Here is a 15,433-nt window from a genome sequence, read left to right on the forward strand (position 1 = left end):
AGGTCACACTATGCCCGGCAGGTTAAAAATGGAGGAAATTGCGGCCCTGACGGGCTATTCCGTCAGTACCGTGTCGCGGGTATTAAGCGGCAAATCGTATACCAGCGATAAAGCCCGGGAGGCGATCGTTCGCACCGCCAGAGAATTAGGCGTTCTGGAGTCCATGGCGAGCGGCAGACTATTAATTAACGGAATCGCTGTTTTTGCGCCAGAAAGAACCTTTCAGGGACGCGGGGATATTTTTTATCTGGAGGTGACGAAAGGGATTGCTGAAGCCTGCGCGCGGCACAACGTGTGGGTCAGCTGCTGCGGATTAGAAGAGCAGCACGCCGATGTGAAATTATTTATGGAAAAGGCCAGTCAGAAGAATATTAACGCGATAATTATTATTGGGACTGATGATTCCACCATATTTAAACTCGCCAGCACGCTGAATAAACCCTGCGTGTTAATTAATTCCGTTGACCGGGATCGGGAGCTGGATGCCGTCTCACCCGACCACCGGGCGATTGGCTTCACCGCCATGCAGTATCTTTTTGAGCAGGGACACCGGCGAGTATTAACCCTCACCTGCCTGCGGCGAGAAACGCTGTATGCGCGCCTGGACGGCATCAAAGAGGCGTACCGCCATTTTCACGTGGCTTTTGATCCCCAGCGCGATTTGCTGGTGACGGAGTGGTTTACCGCAGAGGAGGCCGAGCGGGCGCTGGACGCGTGGCTGATGAGTCATGACAGATCCCAGTGGCCGGAGGTCATTTTCCCGAACAGTACCAGCATGGTGGAAGGGGTGATCAGGGCGTTAACCCGCCACGGCCTGCGCATTCCGGAAGATATTTCGCTCATTACGACCGATTTTGCATGGAACCTGGCGCACCGTCTGGAAAAACCGGTCACGGGCGTGACGGTGCCCTGCCGCGAGCTGGGGATTGAAGCCGTACACCTGCTGCAAACGCGGCTCAACCGACCGCAGGCGCCGGTCTTTAACCTGCTGCTGCAGGGAAAGGTGATGGATTATGGTTCGGTCAGCAACGCGACGCGCCACGCGGCTCGCGTGGCGCTGGAGCGCTGATCAGGCCAGCTGTGGCGGCAGGCAGACGCCGATACCGCCGATACCGCAGTAGCCGTACGGGTTTTTGTGCAGGTACTGCTGGTGATCGTCCTCGGCGTAGTAGAACGGTTTTGCGGTAGTGATTTCAGTCGTTACGTCGCGCGTGTCGCCCGCCTCACGCATGGCCTGCTGGAAACGCTCAAGGCTGGCGCGGGCGGCGGCATCCTGCTCAGGCGTGAGCGGATAAATCGCCGAGCGGTACTGCGTGCCGTGGTCGTTGCCCTGACGCATGCCCTGCGCCGGGTCGTGGTTTTCCCAGAAGACCTGCAGGAGCTGTTCGTAGCTAATGACCGCAGGGTCGTACACCACGCGGACCGCTTCTGCATGACCGGTTTCGCCGGAGCAGACTTCGCGGTAGGTTGGATTCGGCGTGTAACCGCCCGTGTAGCCGGCCGCGGTGCTGTAAACGCCGGGCAGCTGCCAGAAGAGGCGCTCAACGCCCCAGAAGCAGCCCATGGCAAACAGGGCGATTTCCATTCCATCAGGAACGTTGGTCATTGAATGGTTATTGACGGCGTGTAAGGTTGCCACAGGCATAGGGGTGTTGCGTCCCGGTAATGCATCAGCTTGTGAAACCAGATGCTTTTTGTCGAATAAACTCACGGTGGGGCCTCCCGGGGTGCGATGTTTCGGTTAAGGTTGTCACGAAGCGTTTAATTGAACACAATAAATGCGCTGAATGAGACTAGATTTAATCATAAGAAATATTTGGGTGTTACACCCGTTTTCAACCCACGATTTGGGTTTTTGGCTTCCAGGCCGTATTTTGCCGCACCGCGGCACTTCATTTGCTTCCAGGGTGGAAAAGGGATATTCAGGAGAAAACGTGACAAAAATCCGCCAGTTATGTTTAGTCAGTGTATTGCTGACAAGCGGGGTTGCCAGCGCGGCGAATGTCCGTTTGCAGGTTGAGGGGTTATCCGGGACGCTGGAAAAAAACGTGCGTGCGCAGCTGTCGACCATCCAGAGCGATGAGGTGACGCCGGACCGGCGTTTTCGCGCGCGCGTGGATGACGCGATCCGTGAAGGGCTAAAAGCGCTGGGGTATTACGAACCCACCATTGATTTCGATCTCCGCCCGCCGCCAAAGAAGGGGCGTCAGGTGCTTATTGCCCGCGTCTCGCCGGGCGAGCCGGTGCTGATTGGCGGCACGAACGTCATCCTGCGCGGCGGCGCGCGTACCGACCGTGACTATCTGGATCTGCTCAGCACGCGGCCAAAAATCGGCACCGTGCTCAACCACGGCGACTACGATCGCTTCAAAAAAGAGCTGACGAGCGTCTCCCTGCGCAAGGGCTACTTCGACAGCCAGTTCAATAAAAGCCAGCTGGGCATCGCGCTGGCGCGACGTCAGGCGTTCTGGGATATCGACTACGACAGCGGTGAGCGCTACCGCTTTGGCGATGTAACGTTTGAAGGTTCGCAAATTCGTGAAGAGTATCTGCAAAACCTCGTGCCGTTTAAAAAAGGCGATTACTACCAGTCGAGCGATCTGGCGGAGCTGAACCGTCGTCTCTCCGCTACCGGCTGGTTTAACTCCGTGGTTGTCGCACCGGAATTTGATAAGTCTCGCAAAACCAAGGTGTTGCCGCTGCATGGCGTTGTCTCGCCGCGCACCGAGAACACCATTGAGACCGGTGTTGGCTACTCGACGGACGTTGGACCACGGGTGAAAACCTCGTGGAAAAAACCGTGGATGAACTCGTACGGTCACAGCCTGACCACCAGCCTGAGCCTCTCTGCGCCCGAGCAGCAGCTGGATTTCAGCTACAAAATGCCGCTGCTGAAAAATCCGCTTGAGCAGTATTATCTTGTGCAGGGCGGCTTTAAGCGCACCGATTTGAACGACACCGAGCAGGATTCGACGACGCTTGCGGTCTCCCGCTTCTGGGATCTCTCCAGCGGCTGGCAGCGCGCCATTAACCTGCGCTGGAGCCTCGATCACTTTACCCAGGCCAACGTCACCAACACCACCATGCTGCTTTATCCGGGGGTGATGATCAGCCGTACCCGCTCGCGTGGAGGCTTGATGCCAACCTGGGGCGACTCGCAGCGCTACTCAATCGATTATTCCAACACCGCCTGGGGATCCGACGTGGACTTCTCCGTCTTTCAGGCGCAAAACGTCTGGATCCGCACGCTGTATGACAAACACCGCTTTGTGATGCGCGGCAATCTCGGCTGGATTGAGACGGGGGATTTCGAGCGCGTTCCGCCGGACCTGCGCTTCTTCGCCGGGGGCGACCGCAGCATCCGCGGGTATAAGTACAAATCGATTTCACCCGAAAACGAAAAGGGCCAGCTGACCGGGGCATCCAAACTGGCGACCGGCTCGCTGGAGTATCAGTACAACGTCAGCGGCAAGTGGTGGGGCGCCATGTTTGTTGACGGCGGTGAAGCGGTGAACGATATCCGCCGCAGCGATTTCAAAACCGGTGCAGGCGTGGGCGTACGCTGGCAGTCACCCGTCGGGCCCATCAAGCTCGACTTCGCCGTGCCGGTCGGCGACAAAGACGAACACGGATTACAGTTTTACATCGGTCTGGGGCCTGAATTATGAGTTTATGGAAGAAAATAAGCCTTGGGGTGCTGATTTTTATCGTGCTGCTGCTCGGTACGGTGGCGTTTCTGGTGGGAACGACGACCGGGCTGCATCTGCTGTTTAACGCCGCGAACCGCTGGGTGCCGGGGCTGGAGATTGGCCAGGTGACGGGCGGCTGGCGCGACCTGCGTCTGAAGAACATCCGCTACGAGCAGCCGGGCGTGGCGGTCAACGCCGGGGAATTCCACCTCGCGGTGAAGCTGGGCTGCCTGCGGGACAGCAAGCTCTGCGTAAACGATCTGTCGCTAAAGGATGTGAACGTGGCGATAGATTCAAAGAAAATGCCGCCGTCTGCGCCGGTCGAGGAAGAGGACAGCGGCCCGCTGAATCTCTCCACGCCGTACCCGATTGCGCTATATCGGGTGGCGCTGGATAACGTCAATATCAAAATTGATGACACCACCGTTTCCGTGATGGATTTCACCTCCGGCCTGCGCTGGCAGGAGAAAAACCTCACCCTGACGCCAACCTCGCTGCAGGGGTTGCTGATCGCGCTGCCAAAAGTGGCGGACGTGGCGCAGGAAGAGATCGTCGAGCCAAAAATCCAGAACCCGCAGCCGGAAGAGAAGCCGCTGGGCGAAACGCTGAAAGACCTCTTCTCGAAGCCTGTCCTGCCTGAAATGACCGACGTTCATCTGCCGCTGAACCTCAACATTGAGGAGTTTAAAGGCGAACAGCTGCGCCTGACCGGCGATACGGATCTGACGGTCTTTAACATGCTGCTGAAAGTCAGCAGCATTGACGGCAACATGAAGCTCGACGCGCTGGACATCGACACCAACCAGGGCTCGGTTAACGCGTCAGGCAACGCCCTGCTGCGCGACAGCTGGCCGGTGGATATCACCCTCAATAGCGCGCTGAACATCGACCCGCTCAAAGGCGAAAAAGTGAAGGTCAAAGTGGGCGGGGCGCTGCGCGAGAAGCTGGATATCGGGGTCAATCTCTCCGGCCCGGTAGACATGGCCCTGCGTGCGCAAACCCAGCTGGCGGAAGCCGGGCTGCCGCTCAATCTTGAGGTTGTCAGCAAGCAGCTTTACTGGCCGTTTACCGGCGAAAAACAGTACCAGGCCGATGACCTGAAGCTGAAGCTGAGCGGCAAAATGACCGACTACACGCTCTCGTTCCGCACCGCGGTGAAGGGGCAGGGCGTGCCGCCCGCCACCATCACGCTGGATGCAAAAGGTAACGAACAGCAGGTTAACCTCGACAAGCTGACCGTCGCGGCGCTGGAAGGGAAAACGGAACTGACCGCGCTGCTCGACTGGCAGCAGGCAATCAGCTGGCGCGGCGAGCTGAAGCTGACGGGGATTAACACCGCCAAAGAGGTGCCGGACTGGCCGTCTAAGCTGGACGGGCTAATCAAAACCCGCGGCAGCCTCTACGGCGGCACGTGGCAGATGGACGTGCCGGAAATCAAGCTCACCGGGAACGTGAAGCAGAACAAGGTGAACGTTGAAGGCTCGGTGAAAGGCAACAGCTATCTGCAGTGGGTAATCCCGGGGCTGCACGTGGCGCTGGGCCGCAACACGGCGGATATCAAAGGCGAGCTGGGGGTGAAAGATCTCAATCTTGACGCCACCATCGACGCGCCGAATCTGGATAACGCCCTGCCGGGTCTGGGCGGCACGGCGAAAGGGCTCGTGAAAGTGCGCGGCACCGTGGAGGCGCCGCAGCTGCTGGCGGATATCACCGCCAATAATCTGCGCTGGCAGGAGCTGAGCGTCGCCCGCGTCCGCGTGGAAGGGGATGTGAAATCCACCGATCAGATCGGCGGTAACCTGAACCTGCGCGTGGAGCGCATTTCCCAGCCGGACGTGAACATTAGCCTGGTCACTCTGGACGCCAAAGGGAACGAGAAGCAGCACGACCTCCAGCTGCGCGTGCAGGGCGAGCCCGTCTCCGGCCAGCTTCACCTGACCGGCAGCTTCGACCGCAAAGAAACGCGCTGGAAAGGCACGCTGGACAACACCCGCTTCAACACCCCGGTGGGTCCGCTGGTGCTGTCGCGCTCCATTGCGCTGGACTACCGCAACGCCGAGCAGAAGATCAGCATTGGGCCGCACTGCTGGACCAACCCGAACGCGGAACTCTGCGTGCCGCAGACCATTGATGCGGGCGCGGAAGGGCGCGCGCAGATCAATCTCAACCGCTTCGATCTGGCGATGCTAAAACCGTTTATGCCGGATACCACGCAGGCAAGCGGCGTCTTCAGCGGGAAAGCCGATGTCGCCTGGGACACCACCAAAGAGGGGCTGCCGCAGGGCAGCGTCACGCTTTCCGGCCGCAACGTGAAGGTGACGCAGGAGGTGAACGACGCGCCGCTGCCGGTGGCCTTCGACACCCTGAACCTGAGTGCAGACCTGCATAACAACCGTGCGGAGCTGGGGTGGCTTATCCGTCTGACCAACAACGGCCAGATGGACGGGCAGATACAGATTACCGATCCGCAGGGGCGGCGCAATCTGGGCGGTAACGTCAATATCCGCAATTTCAACCTGGCGATGGTCAACCCGATTTTCGCCCGCGGGGAAAAAGCCGAGGGCATGGTGAATGCCAATCTGCGCCTGGCCGGCGACGCGCAAAGCCCGCAGCTGTTCGGCCAGCTGCGGCTCAGCGGTGTGGATATCGACGGTAACTTCATGCCGTTTGATATGCAGCCCAGCCAGATCGCGATGAACTTCAACGGCATGAGCTCAACGCTGAACGGCTCGGTATTAACTCAGCAGGGGCAAATCAACCTGAGCGGTGACGCGGACTGGAGCCAGCTCGACAACTGGCGCGCCCGTATTGCCGCGAAAGGCAGTAAGGTGCGCATCACCGTACCGCCAATGGTGCGCCTGGACGTCTCGCCAGACGTCGTCTTTGAGGCGACGCCAAGCCTCTTCACCCTGGATGGCCGCGTGGACGTGCCGTGGGCGCGCATCGTGGTTCACGAGGTGCCGGAAAGCGCGGTCGGCGTCTCCAGTGATGAAGTTATGCTCAATGAAAATCTGAAACCTGTCGAAGAGAAGAGCGCTGGCATACCGATTAATAGTAACCTTATCGTGCACGTGGGAAATAACGTGCGGTTGGATGCGTTTGGGCTGAAGGCGAGGCTCACGGGCGACCTGAAAGTGGCGCAGGATAAACAAGGGCTTGGCCTCAACGGGCAGATCAATATTCCTGAAGGGCGTTTCCATGCCTATGGTCAGGATCTGATTGTCCGTAAAGGCGAGCTGCTGTTCTCCGGCCCACCGGATCAGCCGCTGTTGAACATCGAAGCGATTCGTAACCCGGAAGCGACGGAAAACGACGTCATTGCTGGCGTACGCGTCACCGGCTCTGCCGACGAACCGAAGGCGGAGATCTTCTCTGACCCGGCGATGTCGCAGCAGGAAGCCCTCTCTTATCTGCTGCGCGGACAAGGTCTGGACAGCGGACAAAGCGACAGCGCGGCGATGACCTCGATGTTGGTCGGTCTGGGGGTTGCACAAAGTGGGCAGGTTGTGGGTAAAATCGGCGAGACGTTCGGCGTAAGCAATCTGGCGCTGGACACCCAGGGCGTGGGTGACTCCTCGCAGGTGGTGGTCAGCGGCTATGTACTGCCGGGTCTGCAGGTAAAATATGGTGTGGGGATCTTTGACTCACTGGCAACACTCACGTTACGCTATCGCCTGATGCCTAAGCTATATCTGGAAGCAGTGTCCGGCGTAGACCAGGCACTTGATCTGCTCTATCAGTTTGAGTTTTAGCAATGCGAATATTTGTCTACGGCAGTTTACGAACCAGGCAAGGCAACAGTCACTGGATGACCAATGCCCAGCTACTGGGGAATTACAATATCGAGAACTACCAGTTGTACAGCCTGGGCCACTATCCAGGCGCGGTTCCCGGCGAAGGAACAGTACAGGGTGAAGTTTATCGTATTGATAATGCGACACTTGCCGAACTTGATGCCTTGCGCACCAGGGGCGGTGAATACGCTCGCCAGTTGATCCAGACACCGTACGGAAGCGCGTGGATGTATGTCTACCAGCGTCCGGTCGACGGGTTAACGCGGATTGTAAGCGGTAACTGGTTAGACAGAGACCAGTACTGAAAAACGACAACGCCACCGTGAGGTGGCGTTGTTTTTTGTGTCTTAACGGCAGTAAGAATTACTTCTTAGCAGCGCGTTCGAAGGAGGCGATGATTTCTGCTTTCGCCGCTTCTGCGTTGTCCCAGCCGTCAACCTTAACCCATTTGCCTTTTTCGAGATCTTTGTAGTGCTCGAAGAAGTGGGCGATCTGCGCTTTCAGCAGCTCTGGCAGGTCATTCACATCTTTAATGTGATCGTACTCTTTGCTCAGCTTGGTGTGCGGTACCGCAACCAGCTTCGCATCTTCACCCGCTTCGTCAGTCATCTTCAGCACGCCGACAGGACGGCAGCGAATGACGGAGCCTGGCTGCAGTGGGTATGGCGTTGGGACCAGCACGTCAACCGGGTCACCGTCCAGAGACAGGGTGTGGTTGATGTAGCCGTAGTTGCACGGATAGAACATGGCGGTAGACATGAAACGGTCAACGAACAGCGCACCGGTGTCTTTGTCGATTTCGTATTTGATTGGATCTGCGTTGGCCGGGATTTCGATAACAACGTAGATGTCTTCTGGCAGTTCTTTACCCGCTGGGACGTTGAGTAAGCTCATGTCGGTGTCCTTTAAAATGGATGGTAAACAAGTGGCAGGTATTATAGCCAACTCACGCTGAATGTCTCCGCCTCTTTTCGCTTTCTCTCCCCGCTAGCCCCACTTTTCAGACCGTTTCCATGACAGGAAAATCCATAAACTCAGCCGCATTTTTAATGGTGAAATGAAAGCGATTACAAACTTGTGATTAACGTTTTATTCACTTTTCTGAAGTGTGATGTAACGCAATTCGTTACATATTTCATTGGCTATAGTCATTTCGCAGAACATCTTTTAACCAACAATAAACACCCCTACGAGGACGCTCATATGTGGAAGCGCTTACTTCTTGTCACAGCAGTTTCGGCAGCCATGTCGTCTATGGCGATGGCCGCTCCCTTAACCGTAGGTTTTTCGCAAGTTGGCTCTGAATCCGGCTGGCGTGCGGCAGAAACCAACGTTGCGAAAAGCGAGGCCCAGAAACGCGGCATCACCCTGAAAATCGCCGATGGTCAGCAAAAGCAGGAAAACCAGATCAAAGCCGTGCGCTCGTTTATCGCCCAGGGCGTGGATGCCATCTTTATTGCGCCAGTGGTGGCGACCGGCTGGGAACCGGTTCTGAAGGAAGCGAAAGACGCTGAAATTCCGGTCTTCCTGCTCGACCGTTCCATCGACGTAAAAGACAAATCTCTCTATATGACCACCGTCACCGCTAACAACGTGCTTGAAGGGCAGTTAATTGGCGACTGGCTGATTAAGCAGGTCGACGGCAAGCCGTGCAACGTCGTTGAACTGCAGGGCACCGTCGGCGCGAGCGTGGCCATCGACCGTAAGAAAGGCTTTGCTGAGGCCATTGCCAAAGCGCCAAACATCAAGATTATCCGCTCTCAGTCTGGCGACTTTACCCGCAGTAAGGGTAAAGAGGTAATGGAGAGCTTTATCAAGGCTGAAAACAACGGCAAGAACATCTGCATGGTTTACGCCCACAACGATGACATGGCGATCGGGGCGATTCAGGCGATTAAAGAAGCGGGCCTGAAGCCGGGCAAAGATATCCTCACCGGCTCTATCGACGGCGTGCCGGACATCTACAAAGCGATGATCGACGGTGAAGCCAACGCCAGCGTGGAGCTGACGCCGAACATGGCGGGCCCGGCATTCGACGCGCTGGAGAAATTCAAGAAAGACGGCACGATGCCTGAGAAGGTGACGGTCACCAAATCCACCCTCTACCTGCCGGATACGGCGAAAGAAGAGTTAGAGAAGAAGAAAAATATGGGCTACTAAGCCCCAGTCTCCCTCACCCTAGCCCTCTCCCCGGAGGGGAGAGGGAAAAGGGCGGTTTGGGCAGAAAATGAAAGACTGGCACGAATAGTCCCCTCTCCCCTCCGGGGAGAGGGTCAGGGTGAGGGGGAAAACCATGACCACTGAACAACACCAGGAAATCCTCCGCACAGAGGGCTTAAGCAAATTCTTCCCCGGCGTAAAGGCGCTGGATAGCATTGATTTCAGCCTGCGGCGCGGTGAGATCATGGCGCTGCTGGGCGAGAACGGCGCGGGAAAATCGACGCTGATTAAATCGCTGACCGGCGTTTATCACGCCGATCGCGGCACCATCTGGCTGGAAGGCAACGCCATTTCGCCAAAAAACACCGCCCATGCCCAGCAGCTGGGGATCGGAACGGTTTACCAGGAAGTGAACCTGCTGCCGAATATGTCGGTGGCGGATAACCTGTTTATTGGCCGCGAGCCACGCCGCTTTGGCCTGCTCCGCCGCAAAGAGATGGAGGCGCGCGCCACGAAGCTGATGGAGTCCTACGGCTTTTCCCTCGACGTCCGCGAGCCGCTGAACCGCTTCTCCGTGGCGATGCAGCAGATCGTCGCCATCTGTCGTGCGATCGATCTCTCTGCGAAGGTGCTGATCCTCGATGAACCCACCGCCAGCCTCGATACCCAGGAAGTGGAGATGCTCTTCACCCTGATGCGCCAGCTGCGCGACCAGGGCGTGAGCCTGATCTTCGTTACGCACTTCCTCGATCAGGTGTATGAGGTGAGCGATCGTATTACGGTGCTGCGCAACGGCAGCTTTGTCGGCTGCCGCGAAACCCGCGAGCTGCCGCAGATCGAGCTGGTGAAAATGATGCTGGGCCGCGAGCTGGAAACCAACGCGCTCCAGCGCGCGGGCCGCACGCTGCTGAGCGAGAAACCGGTCGCCGCATTCAGCGATTACGGCAAAAAAGGCACTATCGCGCCGTTTAACCTGGAAGTGCGTCCCGGCGAAATAGTCGGGCTGGCGGGCCTGCTGGGCTCGGGCCGGACCGAAACCGCCGAGGTGATCTTCGGGATCAAGCCTGCCGACAGCGGCACCGCGCTGATCAAGGGCAAACCGCAAACGCTGCGATCGCCGCATCAGGCCTCCTGCCTGGGGGTCGGCTTCTGTCCGGAAGACCGGAAAACGGACGGCATCATTGCCGCCGCCTCGGTGCGCGAAAACATCATTCTGGCGCTTCAGGCCCAGCGCGGCTGGCTGCGCCCGATCCCCCGTAAAGAGCAAAACGCTATCGCCGAGCGCTTTATCCGCCAGCTCGGCATCCGCACCCCGAGCGCGGAACAGCCGATTGAATTTCTCTCCGGCGGTAACCAGCAGAAGGTGCTGCTCTCCCGCTGGCTGCTGACCAAACCCCAGTTCCTGATCCTCGACGAGCCGACGCGCGGTATCGACGTGGGCGCGCACGCCGAAATTATCCGGCTTATCGAAACGCTCTGTGCGGACGGGCTGGCCCTGCTGGTTATCTCATCCGAGCTGGAGGAGCTGGTGGGCTATGCCGATCGCGTCATCATCATGCGCGATCGCAAACAGGTGGCAGAGATCCCGCTGGATAAACTGTCCGTTCCGGCAATTATGAATGCCATCGCGGCGTAAGGAGTGAATCGTGATGTCCCGTTCGCTTTCGCAAACCGGTGAGTCAAAGCGCCGCTTTAGCTGGCCAACCGGCACGCCGCAAATTGCGGCGCTGCTGGTGGTGCTGCTGGTCGACAGCCTTGTCGCACCGCATTTCTTCCAGATTATTGTTCAGGATGGCCGCCTGTTTGGCAGCCCGATCGATATTTTAAACCGCGCCGCGCCCGTGGCGCTGCTGGCGATTGGGATGACGCTGGTGATCGCCACCGGCGGGATTGATCTCTCCGTCGGCGCGGTGATGGCTATCGCCGGCGCCACGGCAGCCTCCATGACCGTGGCCGGTCACAGCCTGCCGGTGGTGCTGCTGGCGGCCTTAGGCACCGGCGTGCTGGCCGGACTATGGAACGGTATTCTGGTGGCGGTACTGAAAATTCAGCCCTTCGTCGCCACCCTCATTTTGATGGTGGCCGGGCGCGGGGTGGCGCAGCTGATTACCTCCGGACAGATTGTCACCTTCAACTCCCCGAGCCTGGCGTGGCTCGGTAGCGGCAGCCTTCTGTTCTTCCCGACGCCGGTGATTATTGCTCTGGTCACGCTCGTTGTCTTTTGGCTCTTCACCCGCAAAACGGCGCTCGGCATGTTTATTGAGGCGGTGGGGATCAACATCCGCGCCGCGCGCAACGCCGGGGTCAACACCCGATTGATGGTCATGCTGACCTACGTGCTGAGCGGCGTCTGCGCCGCCATTGCCGGTGTCATCGTCGCCGCCGATATTCGCGGGGCAGATGCCAACAACGCCGGACTCTGGCTGGAGCTGGATGCGATCCTCGCGGTGGTTATTGGCGGTGGGTCGCTGATGGGCGGGCGCTTTAACCTGCTGCTCTCGGTGATCGGCGCGCTGATTATTCAGGGCATGAACACCGGGATCCTGCTGTCGGGGTTCCAGCCGGAACTCAACCAGGTGGTAAAAGCGGTAGTTGTACTCTGCGTGCTGATCGTCCAGTCGCCGCGCTTTGTCAGCATCATTAAGGGGATCCGTGGCCATGATAAAACGTAATTTACCGTTAATGATCACGCTGGGCGTGTTTGTGCTGGGGTATCTCTACTGCCTCACGCAATTTCCCGGTTTTGCCTCAACGCGCGTGATCTGCAACATCCTGACGGACAACGCCTTTTTAGGCATTATCGCCGTCGGGATGACCTTTGTGATCCTCTCCGGCGGGATCGATCTCTCCGTTGGCTCGGTGATCGCGTTTACGGGGGTATTCCTCGCGAAGGCGATCGGCTTCTGGGGCATCTCTCCGCTGGTGGCGTTTCCGCTGGTGCTGGCGATGGGCTGCGCGTTTGGTGCCTTTATGGGGCTGCTGATTGACGCGCTGAAAATTCCCGCTTTTATCATCACGCTGGCCGGGATGTTCTTCCTGCGCGGGGTGAGCTATCTGGTGTCGGAAGAGTCGATTCCGATTAACCACCCGGTCTACGACACGCTCTCCAGCCTGGCGTGGAAAATCCCCGGCGGCGGTCGTTTAAGCGCGATGGGGCTGCTGATGCTGGGCGTGGTGGTGATCGGCATTTTCCTCGCCCACCGCACCCGGTTTGGCAATCAGGTGTACGCCATCGGCGGCAACGCTACGTCGGCAAACCTGATGGGGATCTCAACCCGCAGCACCACCATCCGCATCTATATGCTCTCGACCGGCCTGGCGACGCTGGCAGGTATTGTCTTCTCGGTGTATACCCAGGCGGGCTATGCCCTTGCAGGCGTCGGCGTGGAGCTGGATGCGATTGCCTCGGTGGTTATCGGCGGCACGCTGCTCAGCGGCGGGGTAGGGACGGTGCTCGGCACGCTGTTCGGCGTGGCGATCCAGGGGCTGATACAGACCTATATCAACTTCGACGGCACGCTCAGCTCATGGTGGACCAAAATCGCCATCGGCATTCTGCTGTTTATTTTTATCGCGCTCCAGCGCGGCCTGACGGTGCTCTGGGAGAACCGACAAAGCTCGCCTGTTACCCGCGTGAACACATCGGTAACAGAGCCATAACATGCTGAAATTGCTTAAACTCTAAACATTTTCCGGTAGCGGCCGATACTCTTTTTTTATGCCCAGAAATATCTCGCTACCGGAAATAACATCATGCTTAAAACGCTATCGATTCGTACCGGCTTGCTCTCTTTACTGGCCGTTATGACCCTTCTGCTGCTGATTGTCAGCGGCATCGGCATTTATGCCCTCACACAGAGTTCTTCTTCACTGCAGCGTATTAATCACCTTCAGGGTGAGCAGATGGTGCAGCTGAATACCGGCTATACGCTGATCCTGCGCGCGCGCAATGAGGCGGGGCAGGCCGTCCGCATGATGGAAATCGGCATGCTGGACGATGCGGCCAAAGCGGTAAAAAACATCAATCAGGAAGTCGCCCTGGCCCAGAAAACGTTAAAAGGGGTGATTGACGGCGGCGTGGCTGACGAGCAGGGGCAGCAGCTCCTCGATAAAGTCGCGGCCAGCCTGGCGACGTACAACCAGCAGGGGATTGGCCCGATGCTAAAAACCCTGAATGACCAGAGCGCGGACAGCTATTACGATCTGCTGGAGAACACGCTGATCCCGGTGGCGAAGCAGTTCGATAACGATATGCAGGCGTTTCAGAAATGGAGCGAAGCGCGAGGCCAGGCGGAAGTGAGCGCCGTGCAGGCGAGCAAAACCCGCGTGCTGATCCTGATTATCGTCGCCGCGCTGCTGACGGCGGGCATTATCGTGCTCGCCTGGCTGGTGCTGCGCCATATGCTGCTTAAGCCGCTGTCGGTCTCCATTGCGCAGCTGGAGAACGTGGCGGCGGGAGATTTAACCCACACGCTGAATGCCCCGGCGAGCCAGGAGTTTAACCGCCTCAACGCGGCGATAGAGGAGATGCGTCAGTCGCTGATGAGCTCGGTTCTGCGGGTACGCGACGCAAGCTCGCAAATTGACACCGGCAGCCGCGAGCTGACGGCGGGGAACCGGGATCTTGCCGAGCGCACCGAATCCACCGCTACGTCGCTGGAGCAGACCGCCGCCAGCATGGAGCAGATCACCGCCACGGTGAAGCTCAACGCCGACAACGCCGAGCAGGCGCACCAGCTGGCGAAGTCCGTTTCCGACACCGCCGATCACGGCAGCGAAATGGTCTGCTACGTGATTGAAAAAATGCGCGATATCTCCGGCAGCTCGGCGCGCATCGCCGACATCCTGAGCGTGATCGACGGTATTGCCTTCCAGACCAACATTCTGGCGCTTAACGCCTCCGTGGAAGCGGCGCGCGCGGGCGAGCAGGGGCGCGGGTTTGCCGTTGTCGCGGGTGAAGTCCGCAACCTTGCCAGCCGCAGCGCCGACGCGGCGAAAGAGATCCGTTCTCTTATCAGCGATTCGCAGACCCACGTTAACGAGGGCAGCGAGCTGGCCCAGCAGGCGGGTGAAACGATGGACGAGATTGCTACCGAAGTGCTGCGCATGACCAAACTGATGCGCGAAATTGCCACCGCGTCTCAGGAGCAGAGCCGCGGCATCGAGCAGGTGAATATTGCGGTGAACCAGATGGATGAAACTGCGCAGCAGAATGCGGCGCTGGTGCAGCAATCCTCCGCCGCGACCCGCTCCCTTGAGGAGCAGTCGCGTCAGCTGATGGAAGCCATGTCATCATTTAAAGTGACGGCTCAGACTGCGGCATAATATTTCCCAGCCCCGGTACATTCTGTACTGGGGCTTTATTTCTCGCGGAATTTATCGTCGCAATATTATCGTGAATATCACCCATTAGTATTTCCAGCGAGCTGGTTAACGCTAACGCTTTTTCCGTGGGTTCAAGATATAAACCTTTGCGGAAAAATAACGGTTCATCAAACAGTTGATTAAAGCGTTTCAACGCCAGGCTCACCGCGGGACGGGACATTTCCAGGCGCAACGAGGCTTTTGCCATACTGCCGCAGCGGACGACTTCAATAAATACAGGAATAAGGTTTAAATCAATGCCGGTATTAGCACGGGAATAATTTTTCATTGCAATTCTGCTCCAGGAAATAATTGTCAAACTGTTATGGAAATAATGCAGGAGCAGGGATAAAGATTAAAGCGTGATTTTTATAAACACTTATACGGTAAAATATATAAATGTGTTGGGGAGCCAGACTGGCTCCC

Annotated in this window: 12 protein-coding genes; 9 read left to right on the top strand and 3 right to left on the bottom strand. The window is 57.9% G+C overall.

The genetic code is table 11. The features are described from left to right. Nucleotides 1-10 precede the first annotated feature (10 nt). Nucleotides 11-1,069, top strand: a complete 1,059-nt coding sequence (locus tag UTO39_RS16540; protein ID WP_253540456.1) for a LacI family DNA-binding transcriptional regulator — start codon at nucleotides 11-13, stop codon at nucleotides 1,067-1,069. Here UTO39_RS16540 and msrA read toward each other — a convergent pair whose 3' ends face one another. After that, nucleotides 1,070-1,711, bottom strand: coding sequence for a peptide-methionine (S)-S-oxide reductase MsrA (gene msrA / locus UTO39_RS16545; RefSeq protein ID WP_061099445.1), 642 nt, complete (start codon nucleotides 1,709-1,711; stop codon nucleotides 1,070-1,072). Between the two features lie 223 nt (nucleotides 1,712-1,934). On the opposite strand from msrA, the gene tamA reads away from it, so the two are divergent. Genes tamA through UTO39_RS16560 form a run of 3 tightly spaced genes read left to right on the top strand, consistent with a single transcriptional unit; the run spans nucleotide 1,935 to nucleotide 7,788 of the window. Then, nucleotides 1,935-3,668, top strand: a complete 1,734-nt coding sequence (gene tamA, locus UTO39_RS16550; protein ID WP_253540458.1) for an autotransporter assembly complex protein TamA — start codon at nucleotides 1,935-1,937, stop codon at nucleotides 3,666-3,668. Further along, nucleotides 3,665-7,441, top strand: a complete 3,777-nt coding sequence (tamB, locus tag UTO39_RS16555; RefSeq protein WP_320727595.1) for an autotransporter assembly complex protein TamB — start codon at nucleotides 3,665-3,667, stop codon at nucleotides 7,439-7,441. The genes tamA and tamB overlap by 4 nt, the downstream gene beginning before the upstream one ends. A gap of 2 nt (nucleotides 7,442-7,443) precedes the next feature. Beyond that, nucleotides 7,444-7,788: a gamma-glutamylcyclotransferase gene (locus UTO39_RS16560; protein ID WP_008501424.1), complete on the top strand. Its 345-nt coding sequence runs from the start codon at nucleotides 7,444-7,446 to the stop codon at nucleotides 7,786-7,788. A 58-nt stretch (nucleotides 7,789-7,846) separates the two neighbouring features. On the opposite strand, the gene ppa is transcribed toward UTO39_RS16560, so the two are convergent. After that, nucleotides 7,847-8,377 (bottom strand): inorganic diphosphatase, encoded by a 531-nt coding sequence (ppa, locus tag UTO39_RS16565; RefSeq protein ID WP_041911466.1) that lies wholly within the window; start codon nucleotides 8,375-8,377, stop codon nucleotides 7,847-7,849. 309 nt (nucleotides 8,378-8,686) lie between these two features. Between ppa and ytfQ the strand changes: the two genes are divergently transcribed. From ytfQ to UTO39_RS16590, 5 genes are all read left to right on the top strand, one after another. Continuing rightward, nucleotides 8,687-9,643 carry a galactofuranose ABC transporter substrate-binding protein YtfQ gene (ytfQ, locus tag UTO39_RS16570; RefSeq protein ID WP_021240696.1) on the top strand — a complete coding sequence of 319 codons (957 nt, stop codon included), beginning with the start codon at nucleotides 8,687-8,689 and terminating at the stop codon, nucleotides 9,641-9,643. A 133-nt stretch (nucleotides 9,644-9,776) separates the two neighbouring features. Beyond that, a complete protein-coding gene (gene ytfR, locus UTO39_RS16575) occupies nucleotides 9,777-11,279 on the top strand; it encodes a galactofuranose ABC transporter, ATP-binding protein YtfR (RefSeq protein ID WP_320727596.1) in 1,503 nt (500 codons plus the stop codon). A gap of 10 nt (nucleotides 11,280-11,289) precedes the next feature. Next, nucleotides 11,290-12,315 carry a galactofuranose ABC transporter, ATP-binding protein YtfT gene (gene ytfT / locus UTO39_RS16580; protein WP_320727597.1) on the top strand — a complete coding sequence of 342 codons (1,026 nt, stop codon included), beginning with the start codon at nucleotides 11,290-11,292 and terminating at the stop codon, nucleotides 12,313-12,315. Continuing rightward, nucleotides 12,302-13,303, top strand: coding sequence for a galactofuranose ABC transporter, permease protein YjfF (gene yjfF, locus UTO39_RS16585; protein ID WP_266179833.1), 1,002 nt, complete (start codon nucleotides 12,302-12,304; stop codon nucleotides 13,301-13,303). Before ytfT ends, yjfF begins: the two co-directional genes overlap by 14 nt. A gap of 93 nt (nucleotides 13,304-13,396) precedes the next feature. Next, on the top strand, nucleotides 13,397-14,968 hold the full coding sequence (locus tag UTO39_RS16590) for a methyl-accepting chemotaxis protein (protein ID WP_320727598.1): 1,572 nt from the start codon (nucleotides 13,397-13,399) through the stop codon (nucleotides 14,966-14,968). Here the strand turns inward: UTO39_RS16590 and UTO39_RS16595 are convergent. After that, nucleotides 14,940-15,296: a LysR family transcriptional regulator gene (locus tag UTO39_RS16595; RefSeq protein ID WP_320727599.1), complete on the bottom strand. Its 357-nt coding sequence runs from the start codon at nucleotides 15,294-15,296 to the stop codon at nucleotides 14,940-14,942. The two genes, UTO39_RS16590 and UTO39_RS16595, sit on opposite strands and share 29 nt — an antisense overlap. Between the last annotated feature and the right edge of the window lie 137 nt (nucleotides 15,297-15,433).

This window comes from Enterobacter sp. 118C5 (genome assembly GCF_034107645.1).
Classification (GTDB): Bacteria; Pseudomonadota; Gammaproteobacteria; order Enterobacterales; family Enterobacteriaceae; genus Enterobacter; species Enterobacter nematophilus.

Excerpts from the sequence above, each read along its gene's own strand:
- ytfR (WP_320727596.1), top strand. The coding sequence starts at position 9,777 with ATGACCACTGAACAACACCAGGAAATCCTCCGCACAGAGGGCTTAAGC.
- UTO39_RS16540 (WP_253540456.1), top strand. The coding sequence starts at position 11 with ATGCCCGGCAGGTTAAAAATGGAGGAAATTGCGGCCCTGACGGGCTAT.
- yjfF (WP_266179833.1), top strand. The coding sequence starts at position 12,302 with ATGATAAAACGTAATTTACCGTTAATGATCACGCTGGGCGTGTTTGTG.
- UTO39_RS16560 (WP_008501424.1), top strand. The coding sequence starts at position 7,444 with ATGCGAATATTTGTCTACGGCAGTTTACGAACCAGGCAAGGCAACAGT.
- ppa (WP_041911466.1), bottom strand. The coding sequence starts at position 8,377 with ATGAGCTTACTCAACGTCCCAGCGGGTAAAGAACTGCCAGAAGACATC.
- ytfQ (WP_021240696.1), top strand. The coding sequence starts at position 8,687 with ATGTGGAAGCGCTTACTTCTTGTCACAGCAGTTTCGGCAGCCATGTCG.
- UTO39_RS16590 (WP_320727598.1), top strand. The coding sequence starts at position 13,397 with ATGCTTAAAACGCTATCGATTCGTACCGGCTTGCTCTCTTTACTGGCC.
- UTO39_RS16595 (WP_320727599.1), bottom strand. The coding sequence starts at position 15,296 with ATGAAAAATTATTCCCGTGCTAATACCGGCATTGATTTAAACCTTATT.
- tamB (WP_320727595.1), top strand. The coding sequence starts at position 3,665 with ATGAGTTTATGGAAGAAAATAAGCCTTGGGGTGCTGATTTTTATCGTG.